Genomic DNA, 20054 nt, shown 5'->3' with positions numbered 1-20054 from the left:
ACCTTTCCGGGCGACCATCGATGGACGCCCCGGCGCCACGGGGACCGATAGGCGCGAACGATCAATAACGATCGTGCTTTCGATAACAGAACCCTTGACGAGCGAGTAACCCCAGAGCAAGACTCGCGTCCATCGGTCGGCATTGTCGAACACCTACCGGCAATACGCGTTAGAGTGTGGCAAGGCCAGGCCGAAACCGCCCTCCCCAGAGGGCGCGGACCACCGGAGAGGGACCCGGGGTTCGCCTGATACGGGTTTTTCCCCTGGACGAAGGACAAAGGAGTCGCGGGTGTCCAGCTCCGACATCTTCATCGGCGAGACCATCGGTACCGCCGTGCTCATCCTGCTCGGCGGTGGCGTCTGCGCCGCCGTCACTTTCAAGCGCTCGAAGGCGTTCAACGCCGGCTGGGTCGCCATCGCGTTCGGCTGGGGCTTCGCGGTCCTGACCGGTGCGTACATGGTCGGTGGCGTCTCGGGCGCCCACCTGAACCCGGCGGTCACCATCGGCCTCGCCATCGAGGGCGGCACCAAGTGGAGCGACGTACCGCTCTACCTGGTCTCGCAGCTGCTCGGCGCGATGATCGGCGCCGTGCTGGTCTGGGTCACGTACTACGGCCAGTTCCAGGCACACCTGACCGACCCGGACGTCATCGCCGCGCAGCCGGCCGACGAGGGCCTGGTGGACCAGAAGGCCGCGCCCGCGGCGGGCCCCGTGCTCGGCATCTTCTCGACGGGCCCGGAGATCCGGAACACCGTGCAGAACCTGGTCACCGAGATCATCGCCACGATCGTGCTCGTTCTCGCCATCCTCACGCAGGGCCTGAACAACGACGGCAACGGTCTGGGCGTGCTCGGTGCGCTGATCACCTCGTTCGTCGTCGTCTCCATCGGTCTCTCGCTCGGTGGCCCCACGGGCTACGCGATCAACCCGGTCCGTGACCTCGGCCCGCGCATCGTGCACTCCCTGCTGCCGCTGCCGAACAAGGGCGGTTCGGACTGGACGTACGCCTGGATCCCGGTCGCGGGTCCGCTGATCGGCGGCGCCATAGCCGGTGGCCTCTACAACGTCGCGTTCAAGTAGGCCGCCCCGCCGCCACACCGCCCGAGCCGCACCGAGAACTTTCAGGAGCACCCCGTGACCGACGCACACACCGCAGGCCCGTTCATCGCCGCGATCGACCAGGGCACCACCTCCAGCCGCTGCATCGTCTTCGACAAGGACGGCCGGATCGTCTCCGTCGACCAGAAGGAGCACGAGCAGATCTTCCCGAAGCCGGGCTGGGTCGAGCACGACGCGAACGAGATCTGGACCAACGTCCAGGAGGTCGTCGCCGGAGCCATCACCAAGGCCGGCATCACCCGCGACGACATCAAGGCCATCGGCATCACCAACCAGCGCGAGACGACGCTGCTCTGGGACAAGAACACCGGTGAGCCCGTCCACAACGCCATCGTCTGGCAGGACACCCGCACCGACTCCCTCTGCAAGGAGCTCGGCCGCAACGTCGGTCAGGACCGCTTCCGCCGCGAGACCGGCCTGCCGCTGGCGTCGTACTTCGCGGGCCCCAAGGCCCGCTGGCTGCTGGACAACGTCGAGGGCCTGCGGGAGCGCGCCGAGGCCGGCGACATCCTCTTCGGCACCATGGACACCTGGGTCATCTGGAACCTGACGGGCGGTGTCAACGGCGGCAAGCACTACACCGACGTCACGAACGCCTCCCGCACCCTCCTGATGAACCTGCACACCATGGAGTGGGACGCGAAGATCTGCGAGTCCATCGGTGTGCCGCAGCAGATGCTGCCGGAGATCCACTCCTCCGCCGAGATCTACGGCGAGGTCACCGGCGGCCAGCTCGGCGACATCCTCGGCGGCATCCCGGTCGCCTCGGCGCTCGGTGACCAGCAGGCGGCCCTGTTCGGCCAGACCTGTTTCGCCGAGGGCGAGGCCAAGTCCACGTACGGCACCGGCACCTTCATGCTGATGAACACCGGCGAGAAGGCCATCAACTCGTACTCCGGGCTGCTGACCACGGTCGGCTACCAGATCGGTGACAAGAAGCCGGTCTACGCGCTCGAGGGCTCGATCGCCGTCACGGGCTCCCTGGTCCAGTGGATGCGCGACCAGATGGGCCTGATCAAGTCGGCCGCCGAGATCGAGACGCTGGCCTCCAGCGTCGACGACAACGGCGGCGCGTACTTCGTGCCCGCCTTCTCCGGCCTGTTCGCCCCGTACTGGCGCTCCGACGCGCGCGGTGTCATCGCGGGCCTGACCCGCTACGTCACCAAGGCGCACATCGCGCGCGCCGTGCTCGAGGCCACCGCCTGGCAGACCCGCGAGATCACCGACGCCATGACGAAGGACTCCGGCGTCGAGCTGACCGCGCTCAAGGTCGACGGCGGCATGACCTCCAACAACCTGCTGATGCAGACCCTCTCGGACTTCCTGGACGCCCCCGTGGTGCGTCCGATGGTCGCCGAGACGACCTGTCTCGGCGCTGCCTACGCCGCCGGTCTCGCCGTCGGCTTCTGGTCCAACACGGACGATCTGCGCGCGAACTGGCGCCGGGCCGCCGAGTGGACCCCCCGCATGGACGCGGACACCCGCGACCGTGAGTACAAGAGCTGGCTCAAGGCCGTCGAACGGACCATGGGCTGGATCGAGGACGAGGAGTAAGACCCCACCATGAGTACCCAGTCCACCCTGCAGACCGTGCCTGCCCTCGGAACGCACCCGGTCGCCGGTTCGAACCCGAGCCGCGCCGAGACCCGCGAGCAGCTTTCCAAGGCGACGTACGACCTCCTGGTCATCGGCGGCGGCATCCTGGGCATCTCCACTGCCTGGCACGCGGCGCAGTCCGGTCTCAGGGTGGCCCTGGTCGACGCCGGCGACTTCGCCGGCGCCACGTCCTCCGCTTCCTCGAAGCTGCTGCACGGCGGTCTGCGCTACCTGCAGACCGGTGCGGTGAAGCTGGTCGCGGAGAACCACTTCGAGCGGCGTGCGGTGTCGCGCAACGTGGCCCCGCACCTCGCCAACCCGCTCACCTTCTACCTGCCCGTGTACAAGGGCGGCCCGCACGGCGCCGCGAAGCTGGGCGCGGGCGTCTTCGCGTACAGCGCGCTGTCGGCGTTCGGTGACGGTGTCGGGCACCTGCTGAGCCCGGCCAAGGCGCAGCAGGACGTGCCGGAGCTGCGGACCGAGGGCCTCAAGGCCGTGGCCGTGTACGGCGACGACCAGATGAACGACGCGCGCATGGCGCTCATGACGGTCCGCGCGGCCGTCGACGCGGGCGCCGTGGTCCTGAACCACGCCGAGGTCACGGGTCTGCGCTTCACGCGGGGCCGGGTCACCGGTGCCGAGCTCAAGGACCGCACGGACGGCGAGGAGTTCGGTGTCAGCGCCCGTCTGGTGCTCAACGCGACCGGCCCGTGGGTCGACCACCTGCGCAAGCTGGAGGACCCGAACGCGGCGCCGTCCATCCGCCTCTCCAAGGGCGCGCACCTGGTCATGAAGCGGACCTCCCCGTGGAAGGCCGCGCTGGCCACGCCGATCGACAAGTACCGCATCACGTTCGCCCTCCCCTGGGAGGACATGCTGCTGCTCGGTACGACCGACGAGGAGTACGAGGGCGACCCGGCGGACGTCTCGGTCACCGAGAAGGACATCGAGCAGATCCTCGACGAGGCCGCGTTCTCGGTCCGCGACCAGCAGCTGAAGCGGGACCTGATGACGTACGCGTTCGCGGGTCTGCGGGTGCTGCCGGGCGGTCCCGGCGACACCTCGAAGGCCAAGCGCGAGACGGTCGTCACCGAGGGCAGGGGCGGCATGCTGTCCGTCGCGGGCGGCAAGTGGACGACGTTCCGGCACATCGGCCGCACCGTCATGCAGAAGCTGGAGTCGCTGCCCGGCCACCCGCTCGGCGACGACTTCGAGCCGATCAAGGAGCTGCCGAAGCGGCTGCCGCTGCCCGGTGTCGCCAACCCGCGGGCCGTCGCGCACCGCCTCCTGGTGGACAACCCGGCGCCCGGCCCGCGGATGGCCGCCGACACCGCCAAGCACCTGGCGACGCACTACGGTTCGCTGGCCTTCGACATCGCCCGGCTGGCCAACGAGAACCCGGAGCTGGCCGAGCGGGTCCACCCGGACGCGCCGGAGATCATGGCGCAGGTCGTGTACGCGCGGGACCACGAGTGGGCCGAGACGGCGGACGACGTGCTGCGCCGCCGGACGACGCTGACGATCCGCGGTCTCGCCTCGGACGCGGTGCGCGACAAGGTGCAGACCGTGCTCGACGAGAAGTGACTCTGTTTGCTTCTGCCTGACTTGAGGGGCGGCTCCCACGGGGGGAGCCGCCCCTCTCGGCTGCCCGTGGGCACTGCCATGCCGCGGACATACGCCCGCAATGTCCGCAGGTGAAGGTGGGGACATGCCTCAGAACCCCTTCCTTCTCGGGCTCGCCCTGACGGGTGATCCGAGCCTGGGCCCCGATGACTTCGTCCGTCTCGTGCGCCGCGCGGAGGCGGCCCGGATCGCGTTCGTGAGCGTGGAGGACGGCCCTGGCCGGCTCGACTCGACCGTGCTGCTCACGCTCGCCGCGCGAGAGACGACCCGCGTCGGGCTCGTGCCGCTCGGGCCCGTGCTCGGGCAGCCCGCCGGGTACGCCGCCCGGTACGCGACGCTCGATCTGGTCAGCGGCGGTCGGGCCGGGGTGCGGCCGCGGATCGCGGCGGACGACGTCGAGCACGACCGGATCCTGAAGGTGCTCGGCACCCCGGAAGGCGACGAGCTGGTGGCCGGACTCTTCGAGCGGGCCGCGGAGTTCACCGGCCGGGTCACGCGGGCGTGGGACAGCTCGGGGGCCGCGCCGCAGGGCAGGCCGCCGCTGATCTCGCTGGCGCACGACACCGTGCCGTACCGGTTCGCGGCCCGGCGCGCGGACGTCGTGCTGGTCACGCCGTTCGACGTGCCGGGGCTGCGCCGGATCCGCTCCGAGGTGACGGCGCTGGCCGCCGAGGAGGGCCGCAGCCTCAAGGTGCTCGCCGAGCTGAACGTGCTCCTCGCCCCGACGGACACCGAGGCGGCCGAACGGCGCGCGGCGCTGGGCGAGTTCGAGTCCGACGCGGCCCTGTTCACCGGGACCCCGGAGGGTCTCGCCGACCGTCTGGAGGAGTGGCACCGCGAGGGCGGCGCCGACGGCTTCCGGATCCGCCCGGTCGCCGTGCCGCAGGACGTGTACGCCCTCCTGGACCGGGCCGTGCCCGAGCTGGTCAGGCGCGGGCTGCTGCCGGACGCGTACACGACGCGGACGCTGCGCGGGCACCTGGGCCTGACGGAGGTGGCCGCGTGAGGTTCCAGGTCCTGTCCATCATCGGCCACGCCCCGCACCCGCTGACCGGTGAACTCCCCTCGGCGGCCGACCGGTTGGCGCAGGTCGTCGACGTCGGAGTGGCGGCCGAGGAGCTCGGCTACGACGCGTACGCGGTCGGCGAGCGGCACGCGGGCGCGTTCCTGTCGTCGAGTCCGACGGTGGTGCTGGGCGCGCTCGCGGCCCGCACGACCCGCATCAGGCTGCTCACGGGTGTCACCGTCGTCGCGATCCTCGACCCGGTGCGGGTCGCCGAGGACTACGCGACGCTCGACCAGCTCTCGCGCGGCCGGATCGAGTTGGTGATCGGCAAGGGCGCCGAGGCGGGTCACTTCGATCTGTTCGGCCTCGACGAGGCCCGGCAGTGGGACCTGCAGCAGGAGAAGTACGAGCTGCTGCGCCGGCTGTGGACGGAGGAGCAGGTCGACTGGGCGGGCGAGTTCCGGCCCGCGCTGAAGGGGGTGACGACGGTGCCGCGCCCGTACGCGGGTCTCCCCCGCGTCTGGCACGGTTCGGCGACCTCCCTCAACTCCCCCGAACTGGCGGCCAGGCACGGCGATCCGCTGTTCACGGCGAACGCGATCCAGCCGCGGGCCGCGTACGCCCGGCTGATCGACCACTACCGGGAGCGGTTCGCGGCGTACGGCCACGACCCGGCGAAGGCGCACGTCGCGGCGGGTTCGGGCGGGCTGCTGATCGCGGACACGCACGAGCGGGCGGTCGCGCGCTTCCGGGACCTGTACGAGGCGAAGGTCGCGCAGTCCTTCAAGCCGCACCTGGCGGGGAAGGCGGGCTACAACACGCCGTTCAGGACCATCGAGGACGCGATCGCGGACGGGCCGCAGCTGATCGGCTCGCCGCAGCAGATCATCGACAAGATCCTCGGCTACCACGAGGTGTACCGGCACGATCTGCAATCGGTCACCGTGGACGCGTTCGGGCAGGGCACGGCCGAGCAGATCGAGACGCTCCAGCGGTTCGCGGAGGAGATCGCGCCGGTGGTGCGCAAGGAGGCGCCCAGCTCCCTGTGGAGCTGAACGCCTCCGGCGGATGCGGTGCCCGGGGTCAGGGCGACACTTCCTCCAGGCGCCGCCCCGCCGTCTCCTCGGCGCCCGCGAACGCGGTCACGGAGCCGACCAGGGCGACCGCGCCGAGCACCAGGAAGACGGTGCCGATGCGTCCGCCGGCGTACACCGCGCCGACGACGATCGGGCCGAGGATGATGCCGAGCCGGTTCAGCGCGCCGCCGACGCTGCTGCCGAGCGCGCGGATGCGGGTCGGGAAGAGCTCCGGCGTGTACAGGTACAGGCAGATGTTGGAGCCGAAGAAGAAGACGGCGGCGACCGACGTCCAGATCAGCACGCTCGTGGCGGAGCCGCCCGCGAACAGGCCGAGCAGGGCCAGGCTGACGGCGGCGGCGCCGAGGCACCAGATGACCGTGGCCCGGCGGCCGACGCGGTCCACGGTGATCGCGACGACGAAGCAGCCGACGAGGCCCGCGCAGGACGTGACCGTCGAGTAGAGCAGTGCTTCGGAGAGGTCGAGGCCGAAGCGGTTGCCGTAGATGGTGGGCAGCCAGGACGTGATGCCGTAGTTGACGAAGTACCCGGTGAACCAGAGGACGCCGAGGACGAGGGTGCGCTTGCGGTAGCGGCCGGAGAGCAGCTCGCGCAGGCCGCCGCGCTGCGGTGCGGCGGCGCCCGTCCCGTCACCGTCCCCGGCGGGTGCCGCGGCTTCGACGGGCTCGGGCTTCGGCAGCGGTTCCCGGGTGATCTTCTCGACCCGTGCCTCGATGCGCTCCATCGTGGCGAGGGCCTCGTCGTGCCGGCCGTGGTCGGCGAGCCAGCGCGGCGACTCGGGGACGTACCGCATGATCAGGATGCAGAGCACGCCGGGGATCGCGGCCAGGCCGAACATCCAGCGCCAGCCGAGCAGCGGTACGAGCCAGGAGGCGAGCAGGGCGCCCGCGGTCAGCCCGGCCGGGAAGACCAGCTCGTAGAGGAGGACGAAGCGGCCGCGCTGGTGGGCGCGGGTGATCTCGGCGATGAACGTGGCGGCGACCGGTACCTCGCCGCCGACCGCGAGCCCCTGGACGAAGCGGACGGCCATGAACGGCTCGGGCGAGCTGCACAGGGTCAGTGCCAGGTTGCAGAGGCTGGACAGGGCGATGCAGCCGGCGATGATCCTGACCCGGCCGATGCGGTCGGCGAGGCGGCCCGAGAGCAGGGCGCCGATCAGCATGCCCACGGAGCCGACGGTCATCAGAGCGGTGGTGTGGCCGGTGTTCAGGTGCCATTCGGCGCGCAGCTCGGGCAGGGCGTAGGCGATCAGCAGCTGGTCGAACGCCTCGAAGAAGGTGACCGCCCCGACGAGCAGCCGGACGGTGACGTGCCAGCGACAGAGCGGCAGGCGCTCGAAGCGGGCTCCGATCGCGGCGGCGAGACCGGCCGCGGATGCGGGGCCCGCCGACGCGCGGGGAGGGGACATCGTCATGGGGGAAGCCTCCGGGAGACCGTCCGGGCAGGCCGGTAGGGGCGTGCGCCGGGCGGCGGCAGGGGACATGGAGGTACCGGGAGACCGTACTAAACGGCGGTCCGCAGGGACGGACGGCCACTTCAGACCCGGTGAAACAAGCGCTGAAACTCTCAGCGCTTAAGTTGTATCCCGCCCGCGCAGGGGGCCGTCAAGGGTTCACCGACACGTCGTCGAAAAAACTTCGGGCGGACCTCTTGCGGTCGATTTATTTAAGCCCTTAGATTTCAAGCACTTCGCAATCGAGGCCGGCCGGGGGGGCAGGAGCGGCCGCGGAGCTCCCTGTACGACCCAGTCCGGAGGTTTGGCCATGCTGCGCACCCCTGCCGACGAGATCCTGATCGCGGGCCGGTTCCGGCGCGGCGCGGGCACGCCGATCTCGACCGTCAACCCGGCCGACGGCACCGTCATCACGACCGTCCACGCCGCCTCGGCCGAGGAGGTGGACGAGGCCGCGCGCGCCGCCGCCGAGGCGGTCGCCGACCCGGCCTGGCGCGAACTGCTCCCGCACCAGCGGGCCCGGCTGCTGCACCGCATCGCCGACCTCGTCGAGGAACACGCGGACGAGCTGTCCGCGCTGCAGACCGCCGACACCGGCAAGTCGCTCACCGAGACCCGGGCGCTCGCGCTCAGCGCCGCCGGCACCTTCCGCTACACGGCCGCCGCCCTGGAGACCGCCGAGGACGCCCTCACCCCCGCCCGCGGCCCGTACCTGACGATGAGCGTGTACGAGCCGATCGGCGTGGTCGGCGCGATCAACCCGTGGAACTCGCCGATCGCCTCGGACGCGCAGAAGGTCGCTCCGGCGCTGGCCGGCGGCAACGCGGTGCTGCTCAAGCCCGCCGAGTGGACGCCGCTCGTCTCCCTCGCCTTCGGCCGCCTCGTGCACCGGGCGCTGACGGAGGCCGGGCTGCCGACCGCGCTGCTCTCGGTGCTGCCGGGCAAGGGCCGGGTCGTCGGGGACGCGATCGTGCACCACCCGCTGGTGCGGCGCATCGGGTTCACCGGCGGCACCTCGACCGGCCGGTCCATCGCCCGCAGCGCCGCCGACAAGCTGATCCCCGCCTCCCTCGAACTCGGCGGCAAGTCGCCGACGATCGTCCGCGAGGACGCCGACGTCGACCAGGCCCTCGCGGGCGTGATGTTCGGGATCTTCTCGTCCAGCGGACAGTCCTGCATCGCCGGTTCCCGGCTGTTCGTGCACCGCTCCCGGTACGACGCGTTCGTCGGCGAGCTCGTCGAGCGCGTCCGCAAGCTGCGCGTGGGACCCGGCACCGACGCGGCCACCCAGGTCGCCCCGCTCGTCCACCACCGGCACCGCGACGCGGTCGCCGACTACGTGGACCTGGCCCGCAGTGAAGGGGGTCGCGTCCTGTGCGGAGGCGCGGCCCCCGCGGGTCCGCAGTACGCGGACGGCGCGTACTACCTGCCGACCGTGATCGACGGACTGCCGAACTCGGCGCGGGTCTGCCAGGAGGAGATCTTCGGCCCCGTCCTGCTCGCCCTCCCCTACGACGACGAGGACGACCTGGTCGCCCAGGCCAACGACTCCGTGTTCGGCCTCGCCTGCGGCATCTGGACCCGGGACGCGCGGGCCGCCTGGCGCCTCGCCCGCCGGATCGACGCGGGCACCGTCTGGATCAACACGTACAAGCAGTTCTCCATCTCCACCCCGTTCGGCGGGATGAAGGAGAGCGGCCTCGGCACCGAGAAGGGCCGGGACCTGATCCGCGCCTACCAGCGCCAGAAGTCCCTGTACTGGGGCACCGCCGAGTCCCCGCTGCCCTGGGCCAACTGACCACCCCCGTACCGGAGTTCACCATGACCCTCCCCCCGATCGCCCGGCTGCGCGCACTGCGCTCGGTCGAGCTGCTCACCCCGAACTTCACCGAGGCCACCGACTTCTACGAGGAGGCCTGGGGCCTGGAGGTCGTCGAGGCCGGGAACGGCGCGAGCTGGCTGCGCGGCACCGGCGACGAGCACCACGCCCTCCAGCTGACCCGCGCCGACACCGTCGGCCTCGGCAAGCTGGTCTTCGCCGTCGCCACACCCGCCGAGATCGACGAGGCGGCCCGCCGGCTGGCGGCGCACGGCATCGTCCCGGCGTCCGGTCCCGGACCGCTCGACCAGGTCGGCGGCGGCTACGGCCTGCGCTTCCGGGACCTCGACGGCCGGCTGATCGAGCTCGCCGCCGACACCTGGGCGGTGCCGCCGCGCGGCAAGGACGGCTCCGTGCCCGTCGGCGTCACCCACGCCGTGCTCAACACCCCCGACATCGACGCGTCCGTCGCCTTCTACCGCGACGTGCTCGGGATGCGGGTCTCGGACTGGTCCGAGCACCAGATGGCGTTCCTGCGCTGCAACGCCGACCACCACAGCATCGCGTTCAACGCCGCGCCGTGGGTGTCCCTCAACCACGTCGCGTACGAGATGAGTTCGGTCGACCACTTCATGCGCGGGCTCGGCCGGCTGCGCCACCACGGCATCACCCCGCAGTGGGGTCCCGGGCGGCACGGCCCCGGCAACAACACGTTCTCCTACTTCACCGACCCCACCGGGCTCGTCTGCGAGTACACCTCCGAGGTCGCGCAGATCGTCGAGGACACCTGGATCTGCAAGGTGTGGCGGCGCACCCCCGAGCTCTCCGACCTGTGGGGCACCGCGGGCGCGCCCTCGCAGCTGATCCGCACCCACATGGCGGGCACGGCCGACGGCAGCCCCGTCGTACCGCCCGCCGCAGCGCCCGTCGACGCCGAAGGAGTCCCCGCATGAGCAGCACCCCCACCCCCGTCCCGGTCCGCAAGGTCGGTCTGATCGGCTGGGGCGCGATCGGCCGGGTCGTCGGCTCCGCGCTCGCCGCCGGGGAGATCCCGGGCGCCGAACTGGTCTGCATCGTCGACAACCGGCCGCTGGGCGACACCGCCCCCGCGCCGCAGCTGACGATGGAGCAGGCCATGGACGCCTGCGACCTGATCGTGGAGGCCGCGGGGCAGGGCGTCGTCCGCGAGTGGGGCGAGACGATCCTGGCCGGCGGGACCGATCTGCTGGTCGCCTCGACCGGCGCGCTCACCGACGACGAGCTGGCCAAGAAGCTGCTCGCCGCGGCGCCCGGCCGGGTCTACTTCACCGGTGGCGCGGTCGGCGGCCTCGACCTGCTCCAGGCGGTGCGCGCGATGGGCCGCCTCGACGACGTCAGGCTCACCACCACGAAGCTGCCCGCCACCCTCGAACAGCCGTGGATGGACGAGGAGCTGCTCCGGCGGATGCGGACCGCGACAGAGCCCGTCGAGCTGATGGCGGGCACGGCGCGCGAGGTCCCGGTCAAGTTCCCCAAGTCGACGAACGTGGCCGCCTCCGTCGCGCTCGCCGTCGGCGACCTGGACGCCGTGCGGGTGCGGGTCGTCGCCGACCCGGCCGCCACCTACACCTCGCACGTCATCGAGGCGAGCGGCAGCCACGGCTCGTACCGCTTCGAGGTGCGGCACCTGCCGGACGCCGCGAACCCGGCGACGTCGCAGGTCGTCCCGTACTCCGTCCTGCGCTCCCTGGCGGCGCTCGCCGGGCGCGGCGGGCAGATCCTGTGACCAGGTACGAGCCGGCCGGGCTGCACGTCGAGGAGGCCGGCGAGAGCGGTCCCCTGGTGCTGTGCCTGCACGGCATCGGGTCGTCGTCGGCGGCCTTCGCCGCGCAGCTGCCCGCGCTCGCGGGCGCCTTCCGGGTGCTCGCCTGGGACGCCCCGGGCTACGCCAGGTCGGCCGATCCGGCCGGGGAGTTCACCCTCGACGACTTCGCGGACACGGCAGCCGCACTGATCCGCTCACGGGGCGGCAGCGCCCACGTCGTCGGGGTGTCCTGGGGCGGGGTCATCGCGCTGCGGCTCGCCGTGCGCCACCCGGACCTGGTCGACTCGCTGACCGTCGCGGACTCCACGCCCGGCTCGGGGACCTCGCCCGAGAAGGCCGCCGGGATGCGCGCCCGGGTCACCGACCTGGCGGCGGCCGGGCCCCGCGCCTTCGCCGAGCAGCGCGGACCCCGGCTCGTGTCGCCCGACGCGCCGCCGGAGCTGGTGGCGCGGGTCGTCGCGACGATGGCCGGTTCGGTCCGGCTGCCCGGCTACGGCTACGCGGCCGAGTCGATGGCGACCACCGATCTGCGCGCCGACCTGGGGAAGGTCGCCGCGCCCACTCTCGTCCTGTGCGGCGACAAGGACCGGATCACCGGCCCCGAAGCCTCCCAGGTCCTGGCCGGCGGTCTGCACAGGACCGCCTACGTGATCGTCAAGGACGCCGGTCACCTGGCCAACCAGGAACAGCCCGAGCGCTTCAACGCCTGGCTGCTCTCCCACCTCCACATCGCAACGAACCGCAAGGGAGCACCGCAATGCCTCTGACCACCGACGCGTACGACAACGACGGCGACCTCGCCAAGTACACCGACTCGCTCATCGCGACGAAGGACTCGCGCGAGCCGGACTGGGGCACGCTGTCCTTCCAGGAGAAGGCGGGCCCGCAGTACAAGCGCGCGCAGATCCGCTACGTGGGCTCCGGCGCGACCGGCAACCACGAGGGCGACAACCGGATCCTGCCGTCGGGCGGCTTCACCTTCTCCAACATGCTGCTGCCCCCGGGCGCCGAGGGCCCGGCCCACACCCACCACGACGTCGAGGAGGCCTTCTTCGTCCTGGAGGGCGAGGTCCGCGTCGGCATCCACCGCGGCCCCGACGAGACCGAGTACCGGACCCTCGGCTACCGCGACATGATCGTCGTGCCGGCCGGTGTGACCCGCTCGCTGAAGAACGAGGGCGACACCGACGCGCTCTTCTGCGTCGTCATCGGCACGCAGAAGCCGCAGGTCCCGACCTACCCCGAGTACTCGCCGCTGTACGGCATCACCCGTGACTGACGCCGTCCGGCGCACGGTCGTCGTCACCGGTGCGGGCCGTGGCCTCGGGGAGGCCATGGCCCGCCGGGTGGCGGCGGACGGGTACCGGGTCGTCGTAGCGGAGCTGAACGAGCAGTGGGGGGCCCGGACGGCCGCGGCGATCCGGGACGCGGGCGGCGACGCCGAGTTCGTCCCGCTCGACGTGGCCGACCCGGCCTCGGTCGAGGCGCTCGCCGCGGCGCTGCGGGGCCGGCCGGTCTGGGGCCTCGTGAACAACGCCGCCCTCGCGAACGGCGTCGGCGGCAAGTACTTCCACGACATCGACGTCGAGGTGTGGGACCGCCTCATGACGGTCAACGCGCGCGGGCCCTGGCTCGTCGCCAAGCACCTGCTGCCGCTCATGGAACGGCCGGGCCGGATCGTCAACATCGCCTCGGACGCGGCCCTCTACGGCTCGCCGCGGCTCGCCCACTACATCGCGTCCAAGGGCGCGGTGATCTCCCTGACCCGGGCGATGGCCCGCGAGCTCGGCCCCGAGGGCATCACGGTCAACGCCGTGGCACCCGGACTGACCGAGGTCGAGGCGACGCAGGGCGTGCCCGCCGAGCGCCACGCGCTGTACGCGGACAACCGGGCGATCGCCCGGCCGCAGCAGCCCGACGACCTGGTCGGGGTGGTGTCGTTCGTCCTCGGTGAGGAGTCCCGCTACCTGACCGGACAGGTGATCGCCGTCAACGGCGGCTTCACGATGCATTAGCGCTCCGCGCCCCTTGCGGGGCGCCCCACCTCTACGTACCTCTCTGCAAGGAGTCCCATGGATCTCGGCCTCGCCGACCGCACCGTGCTGGTGACCGGCGGCAGTTCGGGCGTCGGCCTGGCCACGGTCCGCGCCCTCCTCGACGAAGGCGCCAACGTCGCCACCTGCGGGCGCGACGGTGACCGGCTCGCCCGCACGAAGGAGAAGCTGCGCAGCGACCGGCTGTTCACCGGCATCTGCGACGTGCGCGACGCCGCCGAGGTGCGCGGCTTCACCGAGGCGTCCGCCGCGCACTTCGGCGGCCGGATCGACGGGCTCGTCAACAACGCGGGCCAGTCCCGGATGAAGCCGTTCGCCGAGACGACGATGGACGACTGGCGCGACGAGCTCGACCTCAAGTTCGCCGGCGTCCTCAACCCCCTCGCCGCCGCCCGCACCTACCTCGCGGACTCGGACGCCGCCTCGGTCGTCAACGTGAACGCGGTCCTCGCCAAGCAGCCCGAGACCCGCCTGATGACGACGAGCGCGGCCCGCGCCGGAATCCTCAACCTGTCGAAGTCCCTCTCCGTCGAGCTCGCGGGCGACGGCATCCGCGTCAACTCCGTGTGCCTCGGCCTCGTCGACACCGGGCAGTGGACGCGCCGGCACGCCGCCGCCGACAGCGGCCTGTCCTACGAGGACTGGCAGGCGGAGCTCGCCGCCGACCGCGGCATCGCCCTCGGCCGGCTCGGCCGCGCCGAGGAGGTCGCGTACGCGATCGTCGCGCTGCTCTCGCCGCGCGCCTCGTACATCACCGGAACCAGCATCGACGTCTGCGGCGGAGTCGGCCGCGGCATCCTCTGAGGAGCCTGCCCATGCAGCACCACAACGGCGGCGAACTCCTCGTCGCCCATCTCAAGTCGCTCGGCATCGACACCGTCTTCGGCGTCGTGTCCGTGCACAACCTGCCCCTGGTCGAGGCCGTCGACGCCGACCCCGACCTGCGGTTCGTGCCGGTGCGGCACGAGGCGAGCGCGGTCAACGCGGCCGACGCGTACGGGCGGGCCCGCGGCTCCATCGGCTGCGCGCTGACCTCCACCGGCACGGGCGCGGGCAACGCGGCCGGGTCGCTGATCGAGGCGCTGTCGTCGGGAACGGCCGTGCTGCACGTCACCGGGCAGGTCGAGTCCGCGTACCTGGGCAGCGGGCGCGGCTTCATCCACGAGACGAAGGACCAGCTCGGGATGCTCAGGGCGGTGTCGAAGTACGCCGCCACCGTCCCTGACGCGTCGTCGGCGGGCCGCGTCCTGCGCGAGGCGTCGGCCGCCGCGCTGGCCGCGCCGGGCGGCCCGGCGAGCGTCGAGTGGCCCATCGACCTCCAGTACGCGGCGCAGGACGACGCGGGCGAGCCCGCCACGGCGCCCGCCGCCCCGGTCGTGGACGACGCCGAACTCGCCGCCGCACGCGCCCTGTTGGCGTCCGCGCGGCGCCCCCTGATCTGGGCGGGCGGCGGAGCGAACCAGGCCCGCGACGAGCTGCTCGCGCTGGTCGAGGCGACCGGCGCGGGACTGCTCACGTCCAACTCGGGGCGCGGCTCCGTGCCCGAGGACCACCCGCTGGTCATCGGCAACTTCGCGACCACCCCGGCCGGGCGCGCGCTGCTCGCCGACGCCGACGTGCTGCTGACCGTCGGCACGCACTTCCGCTCGAACGAGACCGCCGACTACGGCCTGGTCCTGCCCGAGGCGCACATCCAGCTCGACATCGACGCCGCCGCCATCGGCCGCGTCCACCCGGCCCGGCACGCCCTGCACGGGGACGCCGCCGCGGTGCTGCCCGAGCTGACCGCCGCGGCGACGCGCGCGGACACCGCGTGGAGCGCCCGCGTCACCGACGTACGGGAGCAGGTGCGCGCCACGCTGCACGAGAACATCGGGCCGCAGGCCGCCGTGTGCGACGCGCTCGCCGCCTTCCTGCCGCGCGGCGCCGTCGTCGCCCGCGACGTCACCATCCCGTCGTCGTCGTGGGGCAACCGGCTGCTGCCGATGCACGACCCGCGCGCCAACGTCTTCCCGCGCGGCGGCGGCATCGGCCAGGGCCTCGGCATGGGCATCGGCGCGGCGCTCGCCCGCCCCGACGAGCCGACCGCCGTCATCGTCGGCGACGGCGGACTCGCCGTCCACTTCGGCGAGTTGCTGACCGTCGCCCAGGAGCGGCCGCGCCTGACGCTGATCGTCTTCAACGACGGCGGCTACGGCGTGCTGCGCAACATGCAGGACCAGTACAGCGAGCGCCGCTCCGGCGTCGACCTGTTCACGCCCGACTTCGCGCGGCTCGCCGACGCCTGCTCGCTGCCGTACGCGCGGATCGGTGACACCGCCGAGGCCGCGGACGTGCTGAAGGCGGCCCTCGCCTCCGACGGGCCGACCCTCGTCGAGGTCGACCTGGTCGCGCTCGGCCCGATGAAGAAGCCGTTCACCCCGCCCGTCAAGATCCCCACCGCGTAAGGAGGTCGTCCCATGACCGCCGCCGTGAACCCTGCCGACGAGCAGGAACTCGACCTCCTGGTCCACCGGACGACCTGGGAGGCGGACGGAGTGCTCTCCGTCGACCTGGTCCACCCGGACGGCAAGCCGCTGCCCGCCTGGACGCCCGGCTCCCACCTGGACCTGCACGTGGGCGGGTTCGTCCGCCAGTACAGCCTGTGCGGCGACCCCGCCGAGTGCGGCACCTACCGGCTCGGCATCCTCGACGAGCCGTCCTCGCGCGGCGGTTCGCGCCACGTCCACACCAAGCTGCGCCCCGGCCAGACGGTGCGGGTGGCGGGCCCGCGCAACCACTTCGAGCTGGAGGGCGCGTCCTCGTACGTGTTCGTCGCGGGCGGCATCGGTATCACGCCGATCCTCGCGATGGCCCGGCAGGCCGCCCGCGACGGGGTGCCGTACCGGCTGGTGCACGGCGGCCGCTCGCGCGCCTCGATGGCGTTCGGGGCGGAGCTGGCGGCGCTGCCCGGCGGCGAGGTGACGTTCGTGCCGCAGGACGAGCAGGGGCACATCGACCTCGCGGCGGTCCTCGACGGGCTGCCGGCCGATGCGCTGGTGTACTGCTGCGGGCCCGAGCCGCTCCTCAAGGCCGTCGAAGCGGCCTGCCCCGACGGGCAGTTGAGGCTGGAGCGGTTCGCCGCTCCGGTCGTCGAGCGGGACGGCGACGACACCGGTTTCGAGGTCGAGTGCCGCGCCTCGGGCCTGACCCTGAACGTCGGCCCCGACACCTCCATCCTGGAGGCCGCCGAGTCCGCCGGCCTGACCGTCGACTCCTCCTGCCGCGACGGCATCTGCGGCTCCTGCGAGACCCGGGTACTGGCCGGCACCCCCGACCATCGCGACTTCCTGCTCAGCGAGTCCGAGCACGCCGCGTCCGAGACGATGATGATCTGCGTCTCCCGCTGCGTCTCCGACCGCCTCGTCCTGGACCTTTAGCCCCGTCACGACGACGTACGGAGAACCCATGCCCACGACCGACAGCTGGCCGTACCTGGAGATCCACCAGACCCGCGACCACGAGCCCACCCCGTACGAGATCAGGCTCGCCCGCACCCTCGAGGACATCTTCACCAAGGACGGCCACGAGCTGTCCGACGTGATCGACGGCCTCAACTCCCGCCAGCTGCGCACCCCTTCGGGCGCGCCCTGGACCGAGGAGTCCTTCCGCGCCGAGATGCACCGCCTGGGAGCCTGACATGAGCCTGAACACCACCGACACGGCCGAGCACATCTACGCGCACGGCCTGCGCAACCAGTGGCACCCCGTCGTCCCGTCGTCCTTCGTCGCGCCCGGCGCGATGCGCAAGGTGACGGCGCTGGGCGAGAACTGGCTGCTGTTCCGCAGGTCCGACGGCGGCCTGTCCATGCTCGCCGACCGCTGTCCGCACCGCGGCGCCCCGCTCTCGCTGGGCAAACACCTGGGCGACCGGGTGTCCTGCTGGTACCACGGCGTCGAGGTCGACGGCACCGGCACGGTCACCTCGGTGCCCGGCCTGCCCGGCTGCAACCTGGAGGGCAAGCGCCTCGTCACCTCCCTCCCCGTGCGCGAGGTGGCGGGCGCGATCCTCGCCTACTTCGGCGACGAGGAGCATCCGGAGCCGGTGGACCTCACCCTGCCCGACCCGCTGGTCGACGACGAGATCTCCGCCTTCCTCGCGTACGCCGAGTGGGACGTGCCGTGGCGCTTCGCCATGGAGAACCTCCTCGACCCGATGCACGGCCAGTTCCTGCACAACGAGTCGCACACCATGTTCGACGGTGCCAGCCAGGCCAAGTTCCGCATCCGCGAGACGGACCGCGGCTACTTCTTCGAGAAGACCGACCAGCGCGGCGTCAACTTCGACTGGGTCGAGCTGTGCCGCACCGGCATCGACTGGGTGGACCTGTCCATCCCGTACCCGCCGTCGGCGGGCCCGGGCGGCGCGTTCGGCATCGTCGGCATGGCGTGCCCGGTCGACGACCGGCGCACCGGCGTCTTCTTCTGGCGCTACCGCAAGGTCCAGGACTGGCAGCGCGACACCTGGCGCTTCCTGTACAGGACGCTCATCGAGGAGCGCCACTGGGAGGTCCTGGAGCAGGACCGCGTGATGCTGGAGGCGCTGCCCGCCGACGCGGACCAGCAGGAGAACCTCTACCAGCACGACCTCGGCGTGGTCCGGCTGCGCCGCCTCTTCCAGGCGGAGGCCAAGCAGCAGTCGAAGGCGGCCACTGCGTGATCCCCCGTCGATGGCTGGGCGTCCTGAGCCTCCTCGTCATCGTCCTGATCAGCTATGTGGACCGGGTGAACGTCTCCGTCCTGGTCACGGACCGGGCGTTCACCGACCACTTCGGCATCACGGGCGACACGGTGGCGCAGGGCGCCCTGACCACGGTCTTCCTCGCGGGCTACGGCCTGGCGGCGTTCTTCCTGACTCCCCTGTACGAGACCGTGCTCGGGGTCAGACGCGGACTGTTCGTCAGCGTGGGCCTGTGGGCGGTGCTGACCCTGGTCTCCCCGTACGCGTTCGGCGCGCTGGCCCTCGTCGCGTGCCGGGCGCTGCTCGGCGCGAGCGAGGGTCCGCTGTTCTCGCTGAAGACGATGTACGTGCGCGACCACTTCACGCCGGCCGAGGCGGGCAAGCCGAACGCGGTGTCGTCGATGGGCGTGTCCCTCGGGACGGCGGTCGGCCTCCCGCTGGTCACGTACCTCGTCTACTCCTTCGACTGGCACGCGTCGTTCCTGCTGCTGGGCGCGCTCAACGCGGCGATCGGCATCCCGCTGGTCTGGTTCTTCGTCCGCGGGCGCGGGGCGTCCGGCGGCAGCGGGGACGCGGGCCTGCGCCCGTCGTTCGCCGCGACCCTGCGGCTGGCGCTGCGCACCCCGCGGCTCGGCCTGATCCTGCTCGTCGAGATCGCGACGCTCGCCTACTTGTGGGGGTCGACGGCGTGGCTGCCGTCGTACCTCCTCCAGGACCGGCACTTCTCCATCAAGGCGATGGGGGCGGTGTCCTCGCTCCCGTTCCTGATGTCGCTGTGCTCGGGCTTCCTCGGCGGCTGGCTCCTCGACCGGCTCCCGGCGCGGCGGCTGCCGCTGCTCTTCGTGGTCGGCTCGGCGGGCACCGCGGGCTGCGTGCTGTTCGTGATCGGCGCGGACACGTCGTGGGCGGCGGCCACCGGACTGATCCTGGCCAACGGCTTCTGGGGGCTGCAGGGCCCGGCCATCCCGACGCTCGTGCAGCGATGCGCGCCGGCCCGCTCGGTGGGCAGCGCCTACGGAGTGGTGAACGGCGTCGGCAACCTGGTGTCGGCGCTGATGCCCACGGCCATGGGCTGGGCCATCGCGCTGGCGGGCGGCAGCAGCTTCGGCGCGGGCTTCGCCCTGCTCGCCGGCACTCAGCTGATCACGCTGGTCTGCGGGGCGTGGCTGCTCGCCCGCCCCGGTCAGCTGGCCGGTCCGGCCTCGTCGGACTCGACGATGGAACGCTCCAACTTGGAGAGCAGCCGGGCGAGTTGACGCCGCTCGGTGAGGGTGAGGGAGCCGAGCATCCGGCGTTCGTTGTCGAGGTGCTCGGCGAACACCTCGTCCACCTTGGCCAGGCCCAGGTCCGTGAGCCGCGAGTAGACGACGCGCCGGTCGTCCGCGTCCCGCTCCCGCACGATCAGGCCGTCCTTCTCCAGCCGGTCGATGCGCAGCGTCACCCCGGCCGACGACACCAGGCCCGAGTCGGCGAGCTGCCCCGCGGTGAGCCGGTACGGGGCGCCGGCCCGGCGCAGCGCCGTCAGCACGTCGAACCCGGCGACGGCCAGCCCGTGCCGGTCGATCGCGGCGGTCAGGGTCGAGTTGTAGCGCAGGAACGTGCGGTGCAGACGGGCCAGCACCTCCAGGGGCGCCGTGTCCAGATCCGGCCGCTCCCGCGCCCAGTCCTCGATGATCGCCGCGACGGCGTCCTTCCCCATGGCCGCCCTCTTCCCCGTCATGTCCCGTACCGCCCTCTCACGCCTGCAGTGACTCCACGAAAT

19 protein-coding genes are annotated in these 20054 nt (G+C 72.1%); 17 read left to right on the top strand and 2 right to left on the bottom strand.

The genetic code is table 11. The features are described 5' to 3' along the window. Positions 1–289 precede the first annotated feature (289 nt). The 5 genes from M4J07_RS26785 to M4J07_RS26765 all read left to right on the top strand — a co-directional run bounded on the left by M4J07_RS26785 (position 290) and on the right by M4J07_RS26765 (position 6400). Positions 290–1081: an MIP/aquaporin family protein gene (locus tag M4J07_RS26785; protein WP_255975588.1), complete on the top strand. Its 792-nt coding sequence runs from the start codon at positions 290–292 to the stop codon at positions 1079–1081. A 54-nt stretch (positions 1082–1135) separates the two neighbouring features. Further along, positions 1136–2674, top strand: coding sequence for a glycerol kinase GlpK (glpK, locus tag M4J07_RS26780; protein WP_255975587.1), 1539 nt, complete (start codon positions 1136–1138; stop codon positions 2672–2674). Between the two features lie 9 nt (positions 2675–2683). After that, entirely contained in the window at positions 2684–4300 is a 1617-nt protein-coding gene (locus M4J07_RS26775; protein WP_255975586.1) for a glycerol-3-phosphate dehydrogenase/oxidase, read from the top strand. Between the two features lie 124 nt (positions 4301–4424). Next, the gene (locus M4J07_RS26770) at positions 4425–5345 is read left to right on the top strand and encodes an LLM class flavin-dependent oxidoreductase (RefSeq protein ID WP_255975585.1); all 921 of its coding nucleotides are present in this window, start codon (positions 4425–4427) and stop codon (positions 5343–5345) included. Beyond that, positions 5342–6400: an LLM class flavin-dependent oxidoreductase gene (locus tag M4J07_RS26765; RefSeq protein WP_255975584.1), complete on the top strand. Its 1059-nt coding sequence runs from the start codon at positions 5342–5344 to the stop codon at positions 6398–6400. Before M4J07_RS26770 ends, M4J07_RS26765 begins: the two co-directional genes overlap by 4 nt. A gap of 28 nt (positions 6401–6428) precedes the next feature. Here M4J07_RS26765 and M4J07_RS26760 read toward each other — a convergent pair whose 3' ends face one another. Continuing rightward, entirely contained in the window at positions 6429–7856 is a 1428-nt protein-coding gene (locus M4J07_RS26760) for an MFS transporter (protein WP_255975583.1), read from the bottom strand. A gap of 349 nt (positions 7857–8205) precedes the next feature. Between M4J07_RS26760 and M4J07_RS26755 the strand changes: the two genes are divergently transcribed. The 12 genes from M4J07_RS26755 to M4J07_RS26700 are packed head-to-tail and all read left to right on the top strand — an operon-like array spanning position 8206 to position 19548. Then, complete coding sequence (locus M4J07_RS26755; protein ID WP_255975582.1) at positions 8206–9693, top strand: aldehyde dehydrogenase; 1488 nt, start codon at positions 8206–8208, stop codon at positions 9691–9693. 23 nt (positions 9694–9716) lie between these two features. After that, positions 9717–10667: a VOC family protein gene (locus M4J07_RS26750; RefSeq protein ID WP_255975581.1), complete on the top strand. Its 951-nt coding sequence runs from the start codon at positions 9717–9719 to the stop codon at positions 10665–10667. Beyond that, complete coding sequence (locus tag M4J07_RS26745; protein WP_255975580.1) at positions 10664–11479, top strand: aspartate dehydrogenase domain-containing protein; 816 nt, start codon at positions 10664–10666, stop codon at positions 11477–11479. The genes M4J07_RS26750 and M4J07_RS26745 overlap by 4 nt, the downstream gene beginning before the upstream one ends. Further along, the gene (locus M4J07_RS26740) at positions 11476–12285 is read left to right on the top strand and encodes an alpha/beta fold hydrolase (protein ID WP_255975579.1); all 810 of its coding nucleotides are present in this window, start codon (positions 11476–11478) and stop codon (positions 12283–12285) included. Before M4J07_RS26745 ends, M4J07_RS26740 begins: the two co-directional genes overlap by 4 nt. After that, entirely contained in the window at positions 12276–12797 is a 522-nt protein-coding gene (locus M4J07_RS26735) for a cupin domain-containing protein (RefSeq protein ID WP_255975578.1), read from the top strand. The genes M4J07_RS26740 and M4J07_RS26735 overlap by 10 nt, the downstream gene beginning before the upstream one ends. Then, positions 12790–13533, top strand: a complete 744-nt coding sequence (locus M4J07_RS26730) for an SDR family oxidoreductase (protein ID WP_255975577.1) — start codon at positions 12790–12792, stop codon at positions 13531–13533. The genes M4J07_RS26735 and M4J07_RS26730 overlap by 8 nt, the downstream gene beginning before the upstream one ends. A 57-nt stretch (positions 13534–13590) precedes the next feature. After that, positions 13591–14376 carry an SDR family oxidoreductase gene (locus tag M4J07_RS26725; protein ID WP_255975576.1) on the top strand — a complete coding sequence of 262 codons (786 nt, stop codon included), beginning with the start codon at positions 13591–13593 and terminating at the stop codon, positions 14374–14376. An 11-nt stretch (positions 14377–14387) separates the two neighbouring features. Continuing rightward, entirely contained in the window at positions 14388–16019 is a 1632-nt protein-coding gene (locus tag M4J07_RS26720; protein ID WP_255975575.1) for a thiamine pyrophosphate-binding protein, read from the top strand. 12 nt (positions 16020–16031) lie between these two features. Next, complete coding sequence (locus tag M4J07_RS26715; RefSeq protein WP_255975574.1) at positions 16032–16991, top strand: PDR/VanB family oxidoreductase; 960 nt, start codon at positions 16032–16034, stop codon at positions 16989–16991. Positions 16992–17019: 28 nt separating this feature from the next. Next, a complete protein-coding gene (locus M4J07_RS26710) occupies positions 17020–17250 on the top strand; it encodes a recombinase-like helix-turn-helix domain-containing protein (protein WP_255975573.1) in 231 nt (76 codons plus the stop codon). Position 17251: 1 nt separating this feature from the next. Next, a complete protein-coding gene (locus tag M4J07_RS26705; RefSeq protein WP_255975572.1) occupies positions 17252–18271 on the top strand; it encodes an aromatic ring-hydroxylating oxygenase subunit alpha in 1020 nt (339 codons plus the stop codon). Further along, complete coding sequence (locus tag M4J07_RS26700) at positions 18268–19548, top strand: MFS transporter (RefSeq protein ID WP_255975571.1); 1281 nt, start codon at positions 18268–18270, stop codon at positions 19546–19548. Before M4J07_RS26705 ends, M4J07_RS26700 begins: the two co-directional genes overlap by 4 nt. On the opposite strand, the gene M4J07_RS26695 is transcribed toward M4J07_RS26700, so the two are convergent. After that, positions 19476–20012 (bottom strand): MarR family winged helix-turn-helix transcriptional regulator, encoded by a 537-nt coding sequence (locus M4J07_RS26695; RefSeq protein WP_255975570.1) that lies wholly within the window; start codon positions 20010–20012, stop codon positions 19476–19478. The genes M4J07_RS26700 and M4J07_RS26695 overlap by 73 nt on opposite strands. Positions 20013–20054: the final 42 nt, after the last annotated feature.

This window comes from Streptomyces longispororuber (genome assembly GCF_024448165.1).
GTDB classification, from domain to species: Bacteria; Actinomycetota; Actinomycetes; order Streptomycetales; family Streptomycetaceae; genus Streptomyces; species Streptomyces longispororuber_A.
Note: the sequence above shows the minus strand (reverse complement) of the source record. Positions and strands in the feature narration are given on the sequence as shown.